This window comes from Bradyrhizobium lupini (genome assembly GCF_040939785.1).
GTDB classification, from domain to species: domain Bacteria; phylum Pseudomonadota; class Alphaproteobacteria; order Rhizobiales; family Xanthobacteraceae; genus Bradyrhizobium; species Bradyrhizobium canariense_D.
Genome location: NZ_CP162553.1, coordinates 6,247,635 through 6,267,327, shown reverse-complemented (window position 1 = coordinate 6,267,327; position 19,693 = coordinate 6,247,635). Strand labels below are relative to the sequence as shown.

The 19,693-nt window shown below is 64.3% G+C and carries 12 protein-coding genes and 1 pseudogene; 4 read left to right on the top strand and 9 right to left on the bottom strand.

What is annotated here, in order from left to right; all coding sequences use genetic code 11:
- Position 1 precedes the first annotated feature (1 nt).
- From asnB to AB3L03_RS29830, 3 genes are all read right to left on the bottom strand, one after another.
- Positions 2-1,840, bottom strand: a complete 1,839-nt coding sequence (gene asnB / locus AB3L03_RS29840) for an asparagine synthase (glutamine-hydrolyzing) (protein ID WP_368507539.1) — start codon at positions 1,838-1,840, stop codon at positions 2-4.
- Between the two features lie 3 nt (positions 1,841-1,843).
- Positions 1,844-3,397: a lipopolysaccharide biosynthesis protein gene (locus tag AB3L03_RS29835; protein WP_368507538.1), complete on the bottom strand. Its 1,554-nt coding sequence runs from the start codon at positions 3,395-3,397 to the stop codon at positions 1,844-1,846.
- Between the two features lie 1,322 nt (positions 3,398-4,719).
- Positions 4,720-7,470 (bottom strand): M10 family metallopeptidase C-terminal domain-containing protein, encoded by a 2,751-nt coding sequence (locus AB3L03_RS29830; RefSeq protein ID WP_368507537.1) that lies wholly within the window; start codon positions 7,468-7,470, stop codon positions 4,720-4,722.
- 201 nt (positions 7,471-7,671) lie between these two features.
- On the opposite strand from AB3L03_RS29830, the gene AB3L03_RS29825 reads away from it, so the two are divergent.
- Together AB3L03_RS29825 and AB3L03_RS29820 are read left to right on the top strand one after the other, a co-directional pair.
- Entirely contained in the window at positions 7,672-7,998 is a 327-nt protein-coding gene (locus AB3L03_RS29825; RefSeq protein ID WP_368507536.1) for a hypothetical protein, read from the top strand.
- Positions 7,999-8,132: 134 nt separating this feature from the next.
- Entirely contained in the window at positions 8,133-9,326 is a 1,194-nt protein-coding gene (locus tag AB3L03_RS29820) for a CaiB/BaiF CoA transferase family protein (protein WP_368507535.1), read from the top strand.
- A 130-nt stretch (positions 9,327-9,456) separates the two neighbouring features.
- Here the strand turns inward: AB3L03_RS29820 and AB3L03_RS29815 are convergent, their stop codons facing one another.
- The 6 genes from AB3L03_RS29815 to AB3L03_RS29790 all read right to left on the bottom strand — a co-directional run bounded on the left by AB3L03_RS29815 (position 9,457) and on the right by AB3L03_RS29790 (position 15,915).
- On the bottom strand, positions 9,457-10,326 hold the full coding sequence (locus AB3L03_RS29815; protein ID WP_368507534.1) for an outer membrane protein: 870 nt from the start codon (positions 10,324-10,326) through the stop codon (positions 9,457-9,459).
- Positions 10,327-10,483: 157 nt separating this feature from the next.
- Entirely contained in the window at positions 10,484-12,001 is a 1,518-nt protein-coding gene (locus AB3L03_RS29810; RefSeq protein ID WP_368507533.1) for a tripartite tricarboxylate transporter permease, read from the bottom strand.
- A gap of 12 nt (positions 12,002-12,013) precedes the next feature.
- Positions 12,014-12,556 (bottom strand): tripartite tricarboxylate transporter TctB family protein, encoded by a 543-nt coding sequence (locus AB3L03_RS29805; RefSeq protein WP_368507532.1) that lies wholly within the window; start codon positions 12,554-12,556, stop codon positions 12,014-12,016.
- A 186-nt stretch (positions 12,557-12,742) separates the two neighbouring features.
- Positions 12,743-13,729 carry a Bug family tripartite tricarboxylate transporter substrate binding protein gene (locus AB3L03_RS29800; RefSeq protein WP_368507531.1) on the bottom strand — a complete coding sequence of 329 codons (987 nt, stop codon included), beginning with the start codon at positions 13,727-13,729 and terminating at the stop codon, positions 12,743-12,745.
- Between the two features lie 127 nt (positions 13,730-13,856).
- On the bottom strand, positions 13,857-14,654 hold the full coding sequence (locus AB3L03_RS29795) for an enoyl-CoA hydratase/isomerase family protein (protein WP_018454748.1): 798 nt from the start codon (positions 14,652-14,654) through the stop codon (positions 13,857-13,859).
- 61 nt (positions 14,655-14,715) lie between these two features.
- Positions 14,716-15,915, bottom strand: a complete 1,200-nt coding sequence (locus AB3L03_RS29790) for an alanine--glyoxylate aminotransferase family protein (protein WP_368507530.1) — start codon at positions 15,913-15,915, stop codon at positions 14,716-14,718.
- 244 nt (positions 15,916-16,159) lie between these two features.
- Between AB3L03_RS29790 and AB3L03_RS29785 the strand changes: the two are divergent.
- Positions 16,160-19,170 (top strand): annotated as a pseudogene (locus tag AB3L03_RS29785) (FAD-binding and (Fe-S)-binding domain-containing protein).
- Positions 19,163-19,591, top strand: coding sequence for a heme-binding protein (locus tag AB3L03_RS29780; RefSeq protein WP_247411856.1), 429 nt, complete (start codon positions 19,163-19,165; stop codon positions 19,589-19,591). The pseudogene AB3L03_RS29785 and the gene AB3L03_RS29780 overlap by 8 nt, the downstream one beginning before the upstream one ends.
- Positions 19,592-19,693: the final 102 nt, after the last annotated feature.

Genomic DNA, 19,693 nt, shown 5'->3' with positions numbered 1-19,693 from the left:
TCTAGACGCACCCTGCCAGAGTCCACTTCATATTAAGATAGGGCCAGATCCGCCCGACCGACTCCCAATCCCAGGACTTCGACGCCGTCAAACGGCTGACCGCCGCGCGCAGACCCGCTTCATCCACCAGTTCCGCGAACGCCGGGACGTTCCTGTCCAGCAGGTCAGCCGTCCAGCCGGCCAGCGGCCCGTTCAACCATTCCGGCATTGGCGAATTGAAGCCGACCTTGCGGCGCGCGGTGCGAATGGACTCCGGCATCAAATTGGCCATCGCCCGCCGGGCAACAGCCTTGGTATAGCCGTCTGCCGACTTGCTGCTGTCGGGAAGCGCCATCGTATAAGTCACCAGCCGCCAATCCATGAAGGGCATGCGGACCTCGACGCCGTGCGCCATCGAAAGCCGGTCGAAGTTGCGCAGGATGGTGGGCAGCACCGTGCTGTGAAACATCCGATAGAGGCGCTTGTTCAAGCCACCCCATTCACGCGGCAGCACATCGTCCTCCGCTATCAGCGGGAGCGGGGCGGGAAGTTTGCGCAGGCCACCGCGCAGAAAATACACGCCCTTCCGCTTGAGGGCCAACGCACGCAGGACATCCACACAGCGCCGGGCCAGTTTCGAACGCGACGCGAGGTCCTCAGCCGCGTTCCGTATTCGGAATGCGCCCACTCGTCCTTCCTGCAAATAGGCGCCCATCAGTTCGTCGGCCCCGTGACCGTCGAGTGACACCGTCACGCTGTTTCGCGTCAACTGCCGATAGAGCAACCAAACGGCGCTGGGCAACGCGATGTAGACGTCGTCGAGATCGTCGAGAATCTGATCGATATCCGTCAGCGCATCGGTCTGTCCGATTTCAAGAAAAGTAGGCGCGACATTGGCCCAGGCGGCGGCCTCCTCGGCCATCGGCCTCTCGTCGTTCAAGGCGCCGGGGAACGTCGCAACAAAGGCGTGACGCCATGCCATGCTGTCGCGCGGCCCCATGCCTTCCTTCTCGTGCGCGGCCATGGCGCAAATCACGGCCGACGAATCGAAGCCACCCGACAGGCATGTTCCGATCGGGACATCGCTGCGCATGCGCAGGGCCACGGCATCCTGGAACAGTTCGCGAAACCGCGCGACACGCTCGGCTTCGGTGGCCGGCACGGGGGGTAGATGATCTACGGTCCGCCACCAACGCTTGACACTGACCTTGCCTTGGCGAAGCCACATGCAATGGCCGCCCTGCAGGCGGCGAACCTGGCGAAACAGGGTCCGCGCGCTTCCTTCGATCCCGAACGCATCGAGCAGCAGCCGGCGTGCAACCTCCATGTCAACGGAAGTATCGATCAGTCCGCTCCGCACCAGCGCCCGCTGCTCGGAGGCGAAGATGAATCGTTCCGGCGACGCGGCATAGAGCAGCGGCTTGATGCCGAAGCGGTCGCGCGCAAGGAAAAGCTCGCGAGTGCTGGTGTCGAAGATCGCCAAGGCCCACATGCCATTGAACCGCGGCAGCATGTCTTCCCGCCAGGCCTGCCAGGCGGCCAGGATCACTTCGGTATCGGATTGGCTGCGGAACACCGCGCCCTGCGCCTCGAGCTCGCGGCGAAGCTCGAGGAAGTTGTAGATCTCGCCGTTGAACACGATCACATGGCGGCCGTCCCCGGACAGCATCGGCTGATAGCCGCCCTCGCCGGGGTCGATGATCGCCAGGCGGCGGTGGCCGAATGCGAGGCTTCGGTCCGCGCTGAACCAGGTACCCTCGCCGAACGGACCGCGATGCGCGATCAGGCTGGTCAGCCGCGAGATGTCTGCCGGTTCGACCGCATTGCCACCCAGATTTACGATGCCTGCGATTCCGCACATGTCCTAGACAGCCTTGAGGGGCAAGAAGCGACCGACGATCGAACGAATATCCTGCCGGCAAGCCCTTCGATACGGACCCAATTGCGACGCCGCAACCGCGATTGCGAAAATGATCGCGGCCGTCACCGATGAAACAGCTCCCACCGACCACCAGGACGGCGCGGGTTGGAATGGCGCGCGGTCGAGACCATATCGCACCGCCAGCGCCGTCGCGATCCCGATGCCAAGCGGCATCAGCACGCAATGCACGATGCGCGACCACATGCCGGCGACGTCAAAACTACGGCGCACTAGGAAGACAATCGTCGCCATCTGCGCGACCATTCCGGCACACGCGCTCCAGCCTGCGGCCTGCCATCCGAAGCGAGGCAACGCGATGGCGCTGGTCACGAGTGTGACGACACCCGTGATCAAGGCGATGAGCGCGTTGGAGCGCGACTGCCCGTGCGCCAGCAAGTAAAAGCCGAACACGTTCGCGCTCGATCCGAGGATCCCGGCGATCGACAGGACGACGAGAACCTGTGCAGCCTCGCCCGCGACCCCGGCGCCGGTCCAAACATGCAGCAGCGGACCGGCCACCGGGATCAACCCGCCGAGCGCGCTTGCGGCGAGGACGTTGAGAATCCACGACGATCGGAACAGCAGATCGACTTTGCGGTCCTCGCTCTCCCCTTGCAGCGTGCTGAAGAAGGGAAACAGGATCTCGCCGACCTTCAGGATACCGATATAGGTCGCCTCCTGCAGGCGCTGCGCAACGCCGTAGAAGCCGACGAACTGCGGTAGCAGCAGCGCGCCAAGCAGATATCGATCGGCCTGCCCCGCAAGCAGCGCACCGCCCTGTGCGGCAACCTGCCATCCGCCCAACCGAACCAGCCTGCCGAGCGCCTCGCGATGCAATGCTGGAGGCGCCAGCCACTGACGCATTTGGCCGCGACACCAAGCCAGCGCCAGCAACAGGCCGATCGCCAACCCCAGCGCCTGGCAACCCAGGAATGTCGATGCGTAGGGCGCGGCGGGGATCAGGAGGAGCATCGAAAGAGTCGAGACCACGGTGCTGACGATGCCGATCGAGGCGATCCGGCGATAGTCTTGCCGCGCGGTGAACAACGAAATGAAGACGGCCGATAGACATTGGCATAACCAGCCGATACCGGCCAACACAAACGCCAGCGCGAGATCCTCGGCGGCCGGACCGGCCAGATGAAATCCGAGACGCGCGAGCGGAGCCCCGGCCACCAAAAGGAAAATGGCGATCGGCCCGCCCGCGCCGACCGCGAGCATGACCGCGGTCGCGAACAGGCGTCGCGCGTCGTCGCGGTCGGATGGCTCCAGTTGCTGTGCAAGCTCGCGCGACGTCGATAGTCCGAGCGCGTTGCTGAACACCAATGCTGGCGCAATGCATGCGGTGACAAGACCCGCGACACCGAATGCCGCGAGGCCGAGATGGGTGATTACGAAAGGCAGGACCGCCAGATTCAGCACCACGGCCACAAGGAAGGCTATCGCATTCCACGCCGAGTTCCCCAGCAAATCGGGCGGTTTTTGTCTCAACGCCATGCCAACCACCCGGCCTTCACCTCGAGCCTCCGCCACTCACCGATCAGGGTTCCTATAAGGATCGCGAATTCGGGCTAGCAGTCAGCACAACTAAAGTCGATAGCCGAAAGAGGCGGCAGCGGCCCCACTGCGCGGGGCCCTTTCGACCGCTCACGCAAGCCCAGCAGGCCTCCCGGGACCGATCAGGACGTATGCGGCTTGATCGCGGGAAGCGGTGCTCAGAGTTCGTCCGACTCGCCTTTCCTTGGCGATGTGCGAGCGCGAAAGGGGACGGACGACGATCCGCTCGTCGCCGGCATGGCGAGCTTGCCTCAACACTCGCAGAATCAGCCGCGATCCGGGCAGAGCGCGGGAGCGGCCGCTGCATCCGACCGCTGCAGCGCCAGCACCTGACTTCTGCTTGAGCGTCACCTCGAGCGGCTGCACCGAGGTCGGCGACCAGCCGCCGAGGGACTCGCCCTGTCGCAGCCGCACGCCCCTCTGTCGATACGGTTGAGGAAAATCGCGATAGCATCGCCCTGCCCGACCACCGCGGCGACCAGCAGTAGCGGCGGCGCCGCCTCGACCAGCTTGGGTGGCGGCGGAGCGATCTTTTTGACCGGGGATGCGGCGGAGGCGCGCGATGGCGGCCGGCGCATGGCCGAGAAGATCGAGCACTCCAGGGTCACGGTACGGAGCAACCGAGACTTCTTGCGCACGCCCTCCGGTTGCGATCGCTTGCTCTCTGCGCGCCGAATCCCATTCACGTCGTGTTCATCCTCTCGCTACCATTCTTACTCAGGTGGAGGTGTCCAATGATCGTTACTGTTCTCGCAGTTGGACTGATGGCAGGCCGCGCCATGCCGGCGGTCGATGTGCCTCCGTCCGTTCAGCAAGTTCAGTATGGTGTTCCGAGGCATCCCCCGCCGTGCGGGCGTGGCTGGGACGTGAGTGCGCGCGATGGCTGGTGCTATCCGAACGGCTACCTTCCGCCTCAAGAGCAGCAGGCGCTGCAGGGCTACTATCGCGGCGGTCGAGGCTATGGCGGGGGTCGATATCCTGTCCCATGCGGCGATGGCGGAGACGTCGATATCCGAGACGGACAATGCTATCCGACCGGAACGGTGCCGCGCCGATTCCAAGAGGGGCTGCAGTATCGTCGAGGCTATTAGGAGGGCTGAAGGCTATATTGCGGCGAGCGCCGAATGACGACGGTTAAAATCAGCGTGATCGCTCTCCGGATTGAAGCCGCATTCCTCTTCGGAAAAGAGCGACCTAGCAGCCCAGACAGCCAATGTGGATGCCGGTTGGGCGGAAGCGGGCTCAGCCCGTTCCCTGCGCCGTCAAACCAACAGGTAGCCCGTCACAGGATCGAGTGCGGTCGCGGACAGCGTTGGAGCGGCCGTAACAAAACCGATGTGGCCATCCCCGTTGAGGTCCTGATGGAAACTCGACTCCAGCGACTGCAGCGCCGAGCTGGCGCCCGAGACAATTCCGCCCGTGCCGTTGCCGACCACGTTGCCGCCATTGTCGGTGGTCCAGACCGTGTATTGGTCGCTGCTCAGCGAATGCAATGCAACCTCATAACCGCTACTGGTCTGTTCGGCGCCGATCACCCCCCAGCCCCCCAGCGACGCTGCTGAAAGCGGAGTGGCGCCGAACATCAATGTCGGCCCGGTGCCCCCTGCAACGGGATTGAGATGGAAATTGTCACCAACCTGCACCAGGCTCGTCGAACCAAGTGACTCGATCACGTGGCTCGGACTTCCGATCACTCCATCCCCGTTGAGGTCCTGGTGGAAACTCGGCTCCAGCGACTGCAGCGCCGAGCTGGCGCCCGAGACAATCCCGCCCGTGCCATTGCCGACCACGTTGCCGCCATTGTCGGTGGTCCAGACGGTGTACTGATCGCTGTTCAGCGAATGCAATGCAACCTCATAACCGCTACTGGTCTGCTCGGCGCCGATCACCCCCCAGCCTCCCAGCGACGCTGCTGAAAGCGGAGTGGCGCCAAACATCAATATCGGCCCGGTGCCCCCGGCAACGGGATTGAGATAAAAATTGTCACCCAGCAGCACCAGGCTTGTCGAACCAAGCGACTCGATTACCCGGCCCGGGCTTCCGATCACTCCATCCCCGTTGAGGTCCTGATGGAAACTCGACTCCAGCGACTGCAGCGCCGAGCTGGCGCCCGAGACAATTCCGCCCGTGCCGTTGCCGACCACGTTGCCGCCATTGTCGGTGGTCCAGACCGTGTATTGGTCGCCGCTTAGCGAATGCAATGCAACCTCATAACCGCTACTGGTCTGCTCGGCGCCGATCACCCCCCAGCCCCCCAGCGACGCTGCTGAAAGCGGAGTGGCGCCGAACATCAATGTCGGCCCGGTGCCCCCTGCAACGGGATTGAGATGGAAATTGTCACCAACCTGCACCAGGCTCGTCGAACCAAGTGACTCGATCACGTGGCTCGGACTTCCGATCACTCCATCCCCGTTGAGGTCCTGGTGGAAACTCGGCTCCAGCGACTGCAGCGCCGAGCTGGCGCCCGAGACAATCCCGCCCGTGCCATTGCCGACCACGTTGCCGCCATTGTCGGTGGTCCAGACGGTGTACTGATCGCTGTTCAGCGAATGCAATGCAACCTCATAACCGCTACTGGTCTGCTCGGCGCCGATCACCCCCCAGCCTCCCAGCGACGCTGCTGAAAGCGGAGTGGCGCCAAACATCAATATCGGCCCGGTGCCCCCGGCAACGGGATTGAGATGGAAATTGTCACCCAGCAGCACCAGGCTCGTGGAGCCAAGCGACTCGAGTACGAGCGGTGTCATAAAAGACGAACTTGCCGTCCTCCCATCGAGGAACTGCAAATACTCGACGCCTGTTATTGTATCAGTACCATCCGGCGAGCCCGAGCGCTGGTCGCTGACAGTGAAGGTTTGAGTGCCCGAATTGTACGAAATGGCGTAATTGGCCTGGTTCCCCGAATACACCGCCGTATCGGTGCCCGAGCCGCCGTTGATGGTGTCGTTACCGCCGCCGCCGGTGATCGTATCGTTGCCGCCGCCGCCGTTCAGCGTGTTGGCGATGGCATTGCCGATGATGGTGTCGTTGCCGGACCCTCCAGTGGCGTTGTCGATGTAGGACCGCGCGTCCCCGTTATAGAGATAAGCATTGTAGACGTTGCCCGACGCGTAATGGCCGTTTCCGAGATTGGCCAGTTGAACCGACGAGAACACGGACGACGCACCTGGATTGAGATTGATGCTCAGGTTCGTCGTGTAGTTCGACAGGTCGTAGGTATCGACGCCGCCACCATCCCAGATCGTCTCGTAGATGCGATTGGCCGAGCCACCGGCACCGCCATTGTCGGCCGGCTGGCCAACGCCGTTGATGAACTCCTGCCCGGTGGTCGGGCTCCATGTATAAACGGTGGTCCCGGCCTGAGTGGTGTAGTCCGCACCGTACATCGTCTGCAGCGCGAGGATATCGTTGGCCATATAGGTCTGCGGATATCCAAAGGCTTCATTGGTGTAGCCGCTCGTGGTCGAAGCGCCGACATAGCTGCGATAGCTCATGACGGTGTATTCGCTGTCGTCATGCGCGCTCGGCACCGCGACATTGGCGGGGCCGCCGGCTTCCTGACTGTGCTTCAGGCCAAAGGCGTGTCCGAGCTCGTGCAACGCAGTCGTAAAATAGTAATTGCCGAGCGCCGCCTGCGAATAGTTGTAGGCGGTTCCGAACCAGATATCGCCGCCGGGCGCGTAGTTGCCGGGGTAGTAGGCGTAGGATGTCGGATTGGCCGCTGGCGACTGCGCGACCATGATGTCGGCGCCGTTCGTCCCGGCATACTGGATGTTGGCGTTTGTGTAGCCGAGGATCAGTCCAATCGCGTAATTGATCGCCGCCTGCATTTGACTCGGCGCCGAGGCAAAACCCGACGTCGTCGGCTCACTGCTGCCGCCGCTGTAGGGACTAACGTAGTCGCTTGCAGCGTCCGGAAAGCTGTAGGTGATCGTGCCGGTCCATTTATAGCCTGACAGCAGGCCGTCGATCTCGGCGTTGTTGGTGGCACTGACGGTGACTGCGGTAGCCAAGGGGATCTCCGAAAGCGGCAAACCCCATTCGATTCGGGGCGCGGACAGGTGATTCTAGCTTGAGAGCTAAACGTTTGGTTTAATTTTGGCGAGCCGGTGCGGACTCCTTTCATAAGGCCGTGTTAGCCATGAAATCACGTAGTGATACGGTCCAGGACAAGGGCCCCGGTTCCGACCAGCTGCCGTGTTGCGAGTGAAATCATGAAACGACGTTCCCTTTCGGCCGGTCTGTTCGGCGCCCTGGTGGCGCTCGCCGGGCCGGGCCATCTGCCCCTCGGAGGACTGCCTGTCATGGTCGGCAAAGCCAATGCGGATGAGAGCAGCAAGGAAAGCGCCAGGCATGGCGGCACAGCGGGGCGCGCGCCCTCCGTTCCAATGGCCCGCGACCCCTCGGCTGCGGTCGCGGAGGAGTACGAATCCGCCCGTCGCAAGGGAACGCGGGAGGCGTTCGAGCTGTTCATTGCGCGCCACGGCGATGACCCGCTGGCCGAGCAGGCGCGCGCCGCGCTGAAACAGCTGGCGCGCTGATCCTGCGCGGGCGCCCCTCAGGCATTGCATTTCGAAAGGCGGCATCCGCGCGGCCCTGACCTGCCGCGTGATGTCTTGCCGCATGGTCTTTCGGCACTATGGTAGGCCCGCAATCTGCCCCGGAGCCCATCACGATGCCCTTTCCGCATGCCTCGGAAGCCCTGTCACGCTTCACCGTGCTCGATCTGACCCGCGTCCGGTCCGGGCCCACCTGCGTGCGGCAGCTCGCGGATTGGGGCGCGAACGTGATCAAGATCGACGCGCTCACCGAGGATGCCGGCGGCGAGCAGCCAGGCGGACCGCGGCGGGGCTCGGACTTCCAGAATTTGCACCGCAACAAGCGGGCGATGACCTTGAACCTGAAGGACGAGCGCGGGCTCGCCGTGTTCAAGCGCCTCGCCGCCAAGGCCGATGTCGTGGTGGAGAATTTCCGCCCCGACGTGAAGAAGAAGCTCGGCATCGATTATGAGGGCCTCGCCAAGATCAACCCGCGTATCGTCTACGGCAGCATCTCGGGCTTCGGCCAGGACGGGCCCTACCACAAGCGGCCGGGCTTCGATCAGATCGCGCAAGGCATGGGCGGGCTGATGTCAATCACGGGCGCGCCGGGCGAAGGCCCGATGCGGGTCGGCATTCCGGTCGCCGACCTCACCGCCGGTCTGTTCTGTGCCATGGGCATCCTCACCGCGCTGCTGGAGCGCGAGGTCTCGGGCAAGGGCCAGTGGGTGCAGACCTCGCTGCTGCAGGCCCAGATCTTCATGCTCGACTTCCAGGCCGCACGCTGGCTGATGGAGAAGGAAGTGGCCAAGCAGGCCGGCAACAACCACCCGACCAGCATTCCGACCGGCGTGTTCAAGACCTCGGACGGCTACATCAACATCGCCACCACGGGCGGCCGGATCTGGGAGCGCTGCGCGCAGGGGATCGGCGCGCCGGAACTCTACAGCCATCCCGACTATCTGACCGCGCCGGCCCGCTCCAAGAACCGCGACGCACTCAATGCTGAGATCGAGAAGCGTACCTTGACGAAGTCCACCGAGACCTGGGTCCGTGAACTCAACGAGGCCGGCGTGCCCTGCGGGCCGATCTACGCCATCGACCAGATGTTCGAAGACGAGCAGGTCAAGCATCTCGGCATCGCGCAGGAGGTGCCCAACGACGAGGGGCGCGAGATCCGCCTGGTCGGCCAGCCCATGACGCTGTCGCGCACGCCGAGCAGGATGGTGGCGCGGCCGCCGGAGTTCGGCGAGCAGACCAACGAAGTGCTGAAGGAGTTCGGCTTCGGCGCGGACGAGATCGCCAAGCTCAGGGACGCCAAAGTGGTGTGAGTGCCTCGTTAGAGGTTGGCCGGCGACTCGCGGAGCAATGAACAGGCAACGCGGGGTCGAATAACGAGGCCGGAAACGACAAAGCCCGGCGTGAGCCGGGCTTTACTTCTTGTTGACGCCTCTGTTTTTCTTAGTACCGGGCGACCACCGGGCCACCGAACTGGTAGTTGATGCCGGCGCGCAGGATGTGGTCGGTGAAGCGCGACGAAACGTTGGCACTGATCGTGGAGAGCGGCGCCAGCGTGAACGGACCAGAGCCGAAGCGTCCGAGGTCCATGTAGAGATATTCGAGCTTGGCGCTCCAGTTCTGGGTGATCTTGCCTTCGACGCCCACGCCAGCGGTCCAGCCGGCACGCGTCGTCGAGTTCGAGCCGATCGAGGCGACCGCCACACCCGCGGGCGTGAAGCCGGACATCGTGCCCGTGGTCTTGATCTCGCCAAAGGCCAGACCGCCAGTGCCGTAGAACAGCACCTTCGTCGTCGCGAGGATGCCGACGCGGCCGCGGACCGTACCGAACCACTGAAGATGTTGGTCGATCGTCAGCGAGGTGCCGGCAGCGGCGCCGGCGGGAAGGAAGGTAAGGCCCGGAAGACAGGTTCCTCCTGCAGGTCCGGTGGGAGCGCAATTGAAACCGGCGCGGCCCTTTTCATCCGACCATTGCAGGTCGCCCTCGATGCCGTAGACCCAGTTGGCGCTCTGCCAGTTGTAGCCAGCCTGGCCACCGGCGATGGCACCGTTCATGTCGAACGACGCATTGGTGATGGAGCCGGCGGGCGGCACGATCGCAGCACCGGTTGCCGAATTGAAGTAGGAGACGTCGGTGCGCGAGCGGCCCCAGCTGTAGCCGCCATTGGCGCCGACGTAGAATCCGGTCCAACTCCAGACCGGATCGACCATGACAGGAGCCTTGACATATGGCCTCGCGCCTAGGTCGGCAGCCAATGCGCCCGTCGCAAACAGCGACATCGCCGCCGCCATTCCAATCACAATCCGCTTCATGGCAATTCCTCCGCCCAATTTGATGATGAAAATATACGCGGAGGAGCGCCCAACGGCTGTGCCGCGCCAGCAACAACCGGAAACAATCGGGGCGTGCAACGCCCAAGCCTAGAGCGACATCACCCCTATGTATCTGAATCCAGGGGATATCTTCTACCTAGCTGGGCGCCTGCTTGGACTGATGCGTCAATCCGACACGGGTGAGCAAGCCGTCGATCACAGGCCAAAACAGCAGCACGATCGCCAAGGTTGTGATCGAGCCCACCAGGCCGTTCGACCAAAACACCTTGAGGTCGCCGCCCGCGCCGATCATCGACAGACGGAAGGCATCCTCGGCGCGGTTGCCGAGCACGAGCGCCAGCGTGAACGGTGCGAGCGGAATGCCGATCTTCTTGAAGACGTAGCCGACGACGCCGAAGCCGAGCATCAGCCAGATATCGAATATCGCGTTCTGGATTGCATAAGCGCCGATCGCGCAGGACACCACGATCATCGGCGCCACCGCGGCGAACGGCACGCGCAGGATCGAGGCGAAGATCGGCACCGTCGTCAGCACCAGCACGAGGCCGACGACGTTGCCGAGATACATCGAGGCGATCAGACCCCAGACGAAGTCCTTGTGCTCGACAAACAGCAGCGGTCCCGGATTGAGCCCCCACACCATCAACCCGCCGAGCAGGATCGCGGCGGTGCCCGAGCCGGGAATGCCGAGCGCCAGCATCGGCAGCAGCGCCGCGGTGCCGGAGGCATGCGCCGCCGTCTCCGGCGCGAACACCCCCTCGATGCGGCCCTTGCCGAAACTCTCGGGATCCTTGGAGAAACGCTTTGCCAGGTTGTAGCCCATGAAGGAGGCCGCGATCGCGCCGCCCGGGGTAATGCCGAGCCAGCAGCCGATGAAGGAGGAGCGCAGCAGCGTCACCCAGTATTTCGGCAGGTCCTTCCACACACTCAGCACGACGCGCAACGAAATGCTCGCCGCGTGTCCGCGCAGCGCCAGGCGCTCCTCCATCGTCAGCAGGATCTCGCTGATGCCGAACAGGCCGATGACGGCGACGAGGAAGTTGATGCCGCGGAGCAGCTCGGACGAGCCGAAGGTCATGCGCAGATTGCCGGACACCGTGTCCATGCCGATGCCGGCGAGCAACAGCCCCAGCGACATCGAGATGACCGTCTTGTGCTTGGCCTCGCGCCCCAGCCCGACGAAGGAGCAAAAGGTCAGCAGATACACCGCGAAGAACTCGGGCGGGCCGAACTTCAAGGCAAAGGACGAGATCATCGGGGCGAGGAAGGTGATCAGGAGCACAGCGACCAGCGAGCCGATGAAAGAGGACGTGAACGCCGCCGTCAGCGCCTCCGCCGCCCTGCCCTGCTGCGCCATCGGATAGCCGTCGAAAGTGGTCGCGACCGACCAGGCTTCGCCGGGGATGTTGAACAGGATCGAGGTGATCGCGCCGCCGAACAGCGCGCCCCAATAGATGCAGGACAGCATCACGATCGCCGAGGTCGGATCCATCGTGAAGGTGAGCGGCAACAGGATCGCGACGCCGTTGGGTCCGCCGAGTCCGGGCAAGACGCCGACGAAGATGCCGAGCACCAGCCCGACCATCATCAGCACGAGAGTCTTCCACGTCAGCAGGACGGCGAAGCCGTGAAGCAACAGGCCGAAAGCTTCCATCGCGGGCTCGCCTTAGTGGCCGAAGGCCGCTTCGAGCGGCCCTTTCGGCATGATGACGTCGAAGGCGACGTCGAAGGTAACGAACATGATCGCCGTGAATACGACAGCGGTGAGCAGCGACTTCCACAGCGCGATCTTGCCGACGAGACGCATGAAGCTGGCGATCAGGAGGAAGCTCGCGACATAGACGCCGAGAAACTGCGTCGCCAGGCAGAACAGCAGCGTCGGCACGAACACCGCCATGACGCGGCGGGCCTGCGCGCGCGTGACGAAGGTGTCGGGTGCCCCGCGGTGCGCGACCAGCGCCACGATCAGACCGTAGAGGCTGGCACCACCGAGAATGACGGAGAGGTAGAACGGGAAATAGCCGGGCTCCGGCCCGGTCAGATCCCAGGAGGCGCCGGTGCGCCAATTGTCGTAGCCGAGCGTGGCGGCCAGCGCGAGCAGCAGGAGACAGACGAATATCTGGATCGTGCCGGAGGAGACGACGGAAGGCGAGTCGTCTTCGGGCGCGGTCGGATCGTCGACGACGATTTCAAGATCGGTTTGGGGCATGAGCCGTTGGGGACGGAGTAAGTTCAATTCCTCCCTCTCCCCGCTTGCGGGGAGAGGTTGGGGTGAGCGGGAGTGTCCGCGATGACGGTGAGGATTGGACTCGCGGAGAGAGCCCTCACCCAACCCTCCCAGCGCGAGCGAAGCTCGTCGCGCCCCCGCAAGAACGGGGCGGGGGAGAAGAGGCGGCTACTTCGCGACGAATCCGGCTTCCGTCATCAGCGACTTGTTGACTGCATCGTCCTCCTCGAGGAATTGCACCATGTCCTTGCCGGTGAGGAAGATCGGCTTCAGCGCCTGCTTTTCCATGTAGTCCTTGTATTCCGCGGTCTGCGTCACCTTGTGGAACAGCTCGACATAGAACGCCTGCTGCTCAGCGGTGACCTTGCCGGGCAGGAACATCGCGCGCAGCATCAGATACTGCACATCGACGCCCTCCTCCTTGCAGGTCGGGATGTCGGCCCAGGATTGCGTCTCCGTCACCTTGCTGGTGTAGGAGATTCGCTCCTTGTCGAACACGCAGAGCGGACGCACCTGGCCCGCGCGCCAGACTTCGAGATTTTCGGATGGATTGTTGACGTTGGATTCGGTGTGGTTGCCGACGAGCTGGGTCGCGGCCTCGCCGCCGGACTTGTAGGGCAGATAGGAGAATTTCGCGCCGGTCTTCTGCTCGAGGAACACGGTCAGCACGTGATCCTCGCGCTTGGAGCCGGTGCCGCCCATCTTGAACGGCGCGGCTGCCGCCTTTGCGGCTGCGACGAACTCCTTCACCGTCTTGGGACCCGCGCTGTTGTCCCACAGCACGAACTGGTCGAGCGCGATCACCGAAACCGGGGTCAACTCACGCCAGTTGAACGGGATCTTCGCCGACAGCGGCAGCATGTAGATCAGCGAATAGGCGATCAGCACCTTGTTGGGGTCGCCCTCGCTGGACTTCATGTACATCAGTGCTTCCGCGCCGGAAGCCCCGCCCTTGAGCGAGACCACAATCGGCTGCTTCATCAAATTGTTCTTCTGGATGGCGGCCTGCATCATCCGCGCCATCTGGTCGGAGGCGCCACCCGCGCCCGCCGCGACCACGATCTCGACCGGCTTGGTCGGCTCCCAGCCGGCAAAGGCCGCCGTGCTCAACGATAGCGACGCTGCAACGCCGACAGCTTTCAGAAGAATTCGCACGAGTTTCGTCCCCTGGATTATTAGCTTTGCTTCTCGACGCATTGTGCGGACTAATGCGAGCGAGTTCAAGCACGCGGGTATCCCGCTGCCTATGACTTTCGGCTGACGAAGCCAAGCCGCAGATGCGCTACTTGCCCTTCCAGCTCGGTGTGCGCTTGTTGAGGAAGGCGTCCATTCCCTCGCGGAAATCTTCGCTCATATAGGCCTTGAGGATCAGATCCTCGCCCTCTTCGCGCGACAGCGTGCGGCGGATGCGGCGCACTGCCTCCTTGGTCGCTTCAAGCGTCAGCGGGGCATGGCTCGCCACGAGCCTGGCGGTCTCGTCGGCGCGGCGCTGCAGCGTCTCGACGTCGGGAACGATTTCGTTGAGGAGGCCGAGCGCCAGTGCTTCCGGCGCCTCGACGAGGCGCGCCTTGAAGATCAGATCCTTGGTGCGGGCGGGGCCGACCAGCGAGACGACGCGGCTGATGTTCGACATCGACAGGCAGTTGCCGAGCGTGCGCGCGATCGGAAACCCGATGCGCGTCGTTTCAGTCCCGATGCGGAGGTCGCAGCACGCCGCAATTCCCGCGCCGCCGCCAGTGCATGCCCCCGCGATCGCCGCAATCACGGGCACGCGGCACTGCTCGAGCGTGCCGAGCACGCGGTCGATGCGGGCCTCATAGTCGAGCGCATCCTGCGCGGTTTTGAACGCACGGAACTGAGAAATGTCGGTGCCGGAGGCAAACGCCTTGTCGCCGGTGCCGGTCAGGATCAGCGCCTTGATCGAGCGGTCGGCGTTGATCTCCTGGCAGATCTCCGCCATGCGCTCGTACATGGCGAACGTCAGTGCGTTGCGCGCCTGCGGGCGGTTGAAGGTAATCCGCGCGATGCCGTCCGTGACGGAGTAGAGCAGGTCTTCGTTGGCGGTCGTCGGTGCGTTCATCGCGCGCTCTCTTTTCTCTAAGTTGGCTCAGGCAAGCTGAGCCTTCAGGCCACCTGAGCCTCTAAGCCACCTGAGCCTTGGTCATCGGCACCACGTCGCGTCCCTTCAGGACGTCCATGGCCGCCAACACCCCGCCGCTCCGGTGCGGGATCTTTGCAAGATCGAGGCCCATCTCGACGCCCGCGAGCGTGCCCATCAGCATCAGATCGTTGAAATGGCCGATATGGCCGATGCGGAACACCTTGCCCTTGACCTTGTTCAGGCCGGTGCCGAGCGACATGTCGAAATTTTCCAGCACCACCTTGCGGAAGGCATCGGCGTCATGGCCATCAGGCACGCGCACGCCGGTCAGCGCCGGCGAATGCGCGGCAGGATCGGCGCACTGCGTCTCCAGGCCCCAGACCTTGATCGCGGCGCGCGTCGCCGCGCTGTGGCGCTTGTGGCGGGTCCAGACGTTCTCGAGCCCCTCCTCTTCCAGCATCTTGATCGCCTCGCGCAGGCCGTAGAGCAAATTGGTGGCGGGCGTATAGGGGAAGGTGCCGAGCTTGTTGAAGCCGATGACCTCCTGCCAGTCCCAATAGGAGCGCATGCCGGGGTTGGCCTTGGCCACCGCGAGCGCCTTCTCCGAGACGGCGTTGAAGCCGAGGCCCGGCGGCAGCATCAGGCCCTTCTGCGAGCCGGCGACCGAGACGTCGATGCCCCAGGCATCGTGCTCATACTCGATCGAGCCGAGGCCGGAGATGGTGTCGACCATCAGCAGCGCCGGATGCTTGACCCGGTCGAGCAGCTTGCGCACGTCGAGCGGCGGCGTCACGCAGCCGGTCGAGGTCTCGTTGTGGACGACGCAGACCGCCTTGATGGTGTGCTGCTTGTCGGCGGTAAGGCGCTTCTCGATCTCGGCGAGATCGGCACCATGGCGCCAATCGCTCGGGATGAAGTCGACGTCGAGCTTGAACTTGTCGGCGATGCCGCGCCACAGCACGGCGAACTGGCCGGTCTCGCACATCAGCACCTTGTCACCGGGCGCGAGCACGTTGACCATCGCGGCTTCCCAGGCACCGGTGCCGGACGAGGGGAAGATGATCACGGGCTGCTTGGTGCGGAACACCCGCTGCATGCCGGCGAGGACGGCGAAACCGAGTTCGGCGAACTCCGGACCGCGATGGTCCAGCGTCGGCATGTCCATCGCCCGCAGCACCCGGTCGGGCACGTTGGTCGGTCCTGGAATCTGGAGAAAATGCCTTCCAGTATGCACGGTCATCGGCGTCCTTCCCGGTCTTTGAGTCTGTCTTTTGCGTCTGTCTCTTGAGTCTGTCTTGGCTTCGAGCCCAGCTTGACTTGGAGCCATCTGGCCTCAAGGGGCTGCGCGAGCCGCTCGAATATCACTATTCGCCGGGCTTGTCCCTCGCCGGGCGGGGTCCGTCAATGCACAAGAAGCAGGGCTCGCCTTGCCAAGGGCCGTGACCGGAGGCAAGACGGGGGCGGCGAACAGGCAAGAGCGGACCATGGCGGCGGAAGTGCCCGGGAAATCACAGGAATCGGCCAAAAAGGACGGCCTCGCGGCACGCCTGGCCCGGGACGTGACCGGCGACGTCCTGTTCGACGCTTTCAGCCGCGGCCGCTACGCCACCGACGCTTCCTTCTACCAGATCATGCCCTACGGCGTGGTGGTGCCGCGCACCATGGACGAGGCCTTGCGGGCGCTGGCGATCGCGCGCGACGAGGGACTGAAGGTGACCCGCGCGGCGGCGGAACCTCGCAATGCGGCCAGACCGTCAATGACGGCCTCGTGGTCGATCTCTCCAAGCACCTGAACCGGATCCTGTCGCTCGACGTCGAAGGACGCACCTGCGTGGTCGAGCCGGGCATCGTGCTCGACCACCTCAACCGCCAGCTGAAGAAACACGGCCTCTGGTTTCCGGTCGATGTCTCCACGGCCTCGCGCGCCACCATCGGCGGCATGGCCGGCAACAATTCCTGCGGCGGCCGCAGCCTGCGCTACGGCACCATGCGCGACAACACGCTGTCGATGGAGGCCGCGCTTGCCGACGGCACGCTGAGCCATTACGGCGAGGTGTCGCGCGATCTTTCCGATCTCGATGCGAACGACAGCGCGCGTGCCCTGGTCCGCGACATGCTCGATCTCGGCGCCCGCGAGGCCGGGGAGATCGCCGCGCGCTTTCCAAAAGTGCAGCGCCGTGTCGGCGGCTACAATCTCGATGCGCTGGTGCCGCGCAATGCCCGCAACAACATGGCGCACCTTCTCGTCGGCTCCGAGGGCACTCTCGCTTTCACCACCAAGGTCGAGCTGAAGCTGTGGCCCGTGATCCGCAACAAGGCGCTCGGCATCTGCCATTTCGGCAGTTTTTACGAGGCGATGGACGCGGCCCAGCATCTGGTCAAGCTGAAGCCGATCGCGGTCGAGCTGGTCGACCGCACCATGCTCGCGCTCGGCCGCGACATCGCGATGTTCCGGCCGATCATCTCCGCCGCGATCAAGGGCGATCCGGATGCGGTGCTCGTGGTCGAGTTCGCCGAGGAGGACCAGGCGGACAACCTCGTGCGCCTGAAGCAGCTCGGCGAGCTGATGGGCGATCTCGGCTTCGGCTGGAATAACGACAAGCGCAAATGGGGCGGCGTGGTGGAAATCACCGAGCCCGCGCTGCAGAGCGGGATCGCCGATTTCCGCGCCGCCGGCCTCAACGTCATGATGTCGATGAAGCAGGAAGGAAAGCCCGTCTCCTTCGTCGAGGACTGCGCCGTGCCGCTGCCGCATCTCGCCGACTACACCGCGCGGCTGAGCGAGGTGTTCGCAAAGCACGGCACCAGCGGCACGATGTATGCTCACGCCTCCGAAGGCTGCCTGCATGTACGACCCGTGCTGAATTTGAAACTGGAGCAGGACGTCAAGGCGATGCGGGCCATCGCCGAGGAAGCCTTCGAACTGGTGCGCGAGTACAAGGGCTCGCATTCCGGCGAGCACGGCGACGGCCTGGTGCGCTCGGAGTTCCACACCACGATGTTCGGCGAGCGCCTGGTCGCCGACTTCCGGGAAGTGAAGCAGCGCTTTGATCCCGAGGGCGTGCTAAACCCCGGCAAGATCGTCGACTCACCGAAGATGGACGATCGTTCGCTATTCCGCTTCAAGCCTGAGTATCGCGTCGCTGAGCTCAAGACAAAACTCGACTGGTCGGCTTATCCCGGGGCCGGCGGCGGCTTTCAGGGCGCGGTCGAGATGTGCAACAACAACGGCGCCTGCCGCAAGCTCGAGGGCGGCGTGATGTGCCCGTCCTATCGCGCGACGCGCAACGAGAAGGACGCGACGCGAGGGCGCGCCAACACGCTGCGGCTCGCGATCTCCGGCCAGCTCGGCGCGGGCGCGCTCTCCTCCGACGAGATGATGGAGACGCTGAAGCTTTGCGTATCCTGCAAAGCCTGCCGCCACGAATGCCCAACCGGCGTCGACATGGCCAAGATGAAGATCGAGGTGCTCGCCGCGCGCGCGGCCTCGCATGGCCCGACCTTGCGCGACCGCCTGGTCGGCTACCTCCCACGCTATGCCGGCCTCGCGTCGCGCTTCGCGCCGCTGGCGAATTTGCGCAACCGCAGCCCGCTGCTGCGAAGGCTGTTCGAGCGTTTTGCCGGCATCAGCGCGCGGCGGGCGCTGCCCGCCTTCCGCAGCGACGTGTTCGCGCCGCCTGCCGAAGCGGTCGGGCCGGAGACTGGCCGCGAGGTCGTGCTGTTCGCCGATACATTCAACCGCATCTATGAGCGCGAAAATCTCGACGCCGCGCTGCGCGTGCTCGCGGCCGGCGGCTATCGCGTGCATCTGCCGAAGCCATTGAGCGGCAACGGCCCGCTGTGCTGCGGCCGTACTTTCCTCTCAGCCGGTCTCGTTGACGAAGCCAAGTCCGAGCTCGACCGCCTCGTCGCCGCGTTCGCGCCCTTCGCCGCGCGTGGCGTGCCGATCGTCGGCCTCGAGCCAAGCTGCCTCTTGACGCTGCGCGACGAGCTCGCCTCGCTGCGCAAGGACGCCGACGCCAAGGCCGTTGGCGCCCACGCGCTGACCTTCGAGGAATTCCTGGTGCGCGAGGCCGAGGCCGGCCGGCTGCAACTGCCACTCGGCACCGTCGCCGACAAAGCAATGGTGCACGGCCATTGCCATCAAAAATCCTTCGGCGCGTTCAAGCCGGTCGAGCAGGTGCTGCGCCTCATTCCCAGCCTCGAGGTCGAGACCATCGAGTCGAGCTGCTGCGGCATGGCCGGCGCCTTCGGTTATGGCGCGGACACCTACGATGCCTCGATCGAGATGGCCGAGCTCTCGCTGCTACCCGCCGTGCGGCGCGCGGACCAGAATACGCTCGTCGTCGCCGACGGCACCTCCTGTCGGCACCAGATCCACGACGGCGCCGAGCGCGAGGCGCTTCACGTCGCGCGCGTGCTGGCGCTGAGCCTCGATCGTGCCAAAACGCAATCCACAACCCCTCCCCTTGCAAAGGAACCCAGCCATGGCTGACCTCACCCTCGACACCGCCCGCAAGATCCTCGACGCCGCCTTCGCGAAATCCACCGAGCTGAAGCTGAAGCCGCTGGTGGTCACCATCCTCGACGCCCGCGGGGTGCTCAAGATCGCCGCGGCGCAGGACGGCACCAGCCTGATGCGCGCCGAGATCGCGCACGGCAAGGCCTATGGCGCACTCGCATTGGGCATGGGCTCGCGCGCTCTCTTCCAGCGCGCGCAGGAGCAGGCCTATTTCATTGATTCCGTGAACACGATTGCCAAGGGCGCGCTGGTGCCGGTCCCCGGCGGCGTGCTGATCATGGACGGCACGACCCTGCTCGGCGCGGTGGGTGTGTCGGGCGACACGTCCGACAATGACGAAGCTTGTGCGGTGGCGGGCATCCAGGCCGCGGCCCTAAAGGCCAACGCTGGGTAGCGATGTCCCCCTCGAGCGCTGCGCACCGGAAAAATGTCACAGATAAAGTTGCGGAGAGGACATTAGCATCATCCGCCTGCCTCAATAGAATTTACCGCGCCT

Excerpts from the sequence above, each read along its gene's own strand:
- AB3L03_RS29795 (WP_018454748.1), bottom strand. The coding sequence starts at position 14,654 with ATGAACGCACCGACGACCGCCAACGAAGACCTGCTCTACTCCGTCACG.
- AB3L03_RS29790 (WP_368507530.1), bottom strand. The coding sequence starts at position 15,915 with ATGACCGTGCATACTGGAAGGCATTTTCTCCAGATTCCAGGACCGACC.
- AB3L03_RS29810 (WP_368507533.1), bottom strand. The coding sequence starts at position 12,001 with ATGGAAGCTTTCGGCCTGTTGCTTCACGGCTTCGCCGTCCTGCTGACG.
- AB3L03_RS29835 (WP_368507538.1), bottom strand. The coding sequence starts at position 3,397 with ATGGCGTTGAGACAAAAACCGCCCGATTTGCTGGGGAACTCGGCGTGG.
- AB3L03_RS29820 (WP_368507535.1), top strand. The coding sequence starts at position 8,133 with ATGCCCTTTCCGCATGCCTCGGAAGCCCTGTCACGCTTCACCGTGCTC.
- AB3L03_RS29815 (WP_368507534.1), bottom strand. The coding sequence starts at position 10,326 with ATGAAGCGGATTGTGATTGGAATGGCGGCGGCGATGTCGCTGTTTGCG.
- AB3L03_RS29825 (WP_368507536.1), top strand. The coding sequence starts at position 7,672 with ATGAAACGACGTTCCCTTTCGGCCGGTCTGTTCGGCGCCCTGGTGGCG.
- asnB (WP_368507539.1), bottom strand. The coding sequence starts at position 1,840 with ATGTGCGGAATCGCAGGCATCGTAAATCTGGGTGGCAATGCGGTCGAA.
- AB3L03_RS29780 (WP_247411856.1), top strand. The coding sequence starts at position 19,163 with ATGGCTGACCTCACCCTCGACACCGCCCGCAAGATCCTCGACGCCGCC.
- AB3L03_RS29805 (WP_368507532.1), bottom strand. The coding sequence starts at position 12,556 with ATGCCCCAAACCGATCTTGAAATCGTCGTCGACGATCCGACCGCGCCC.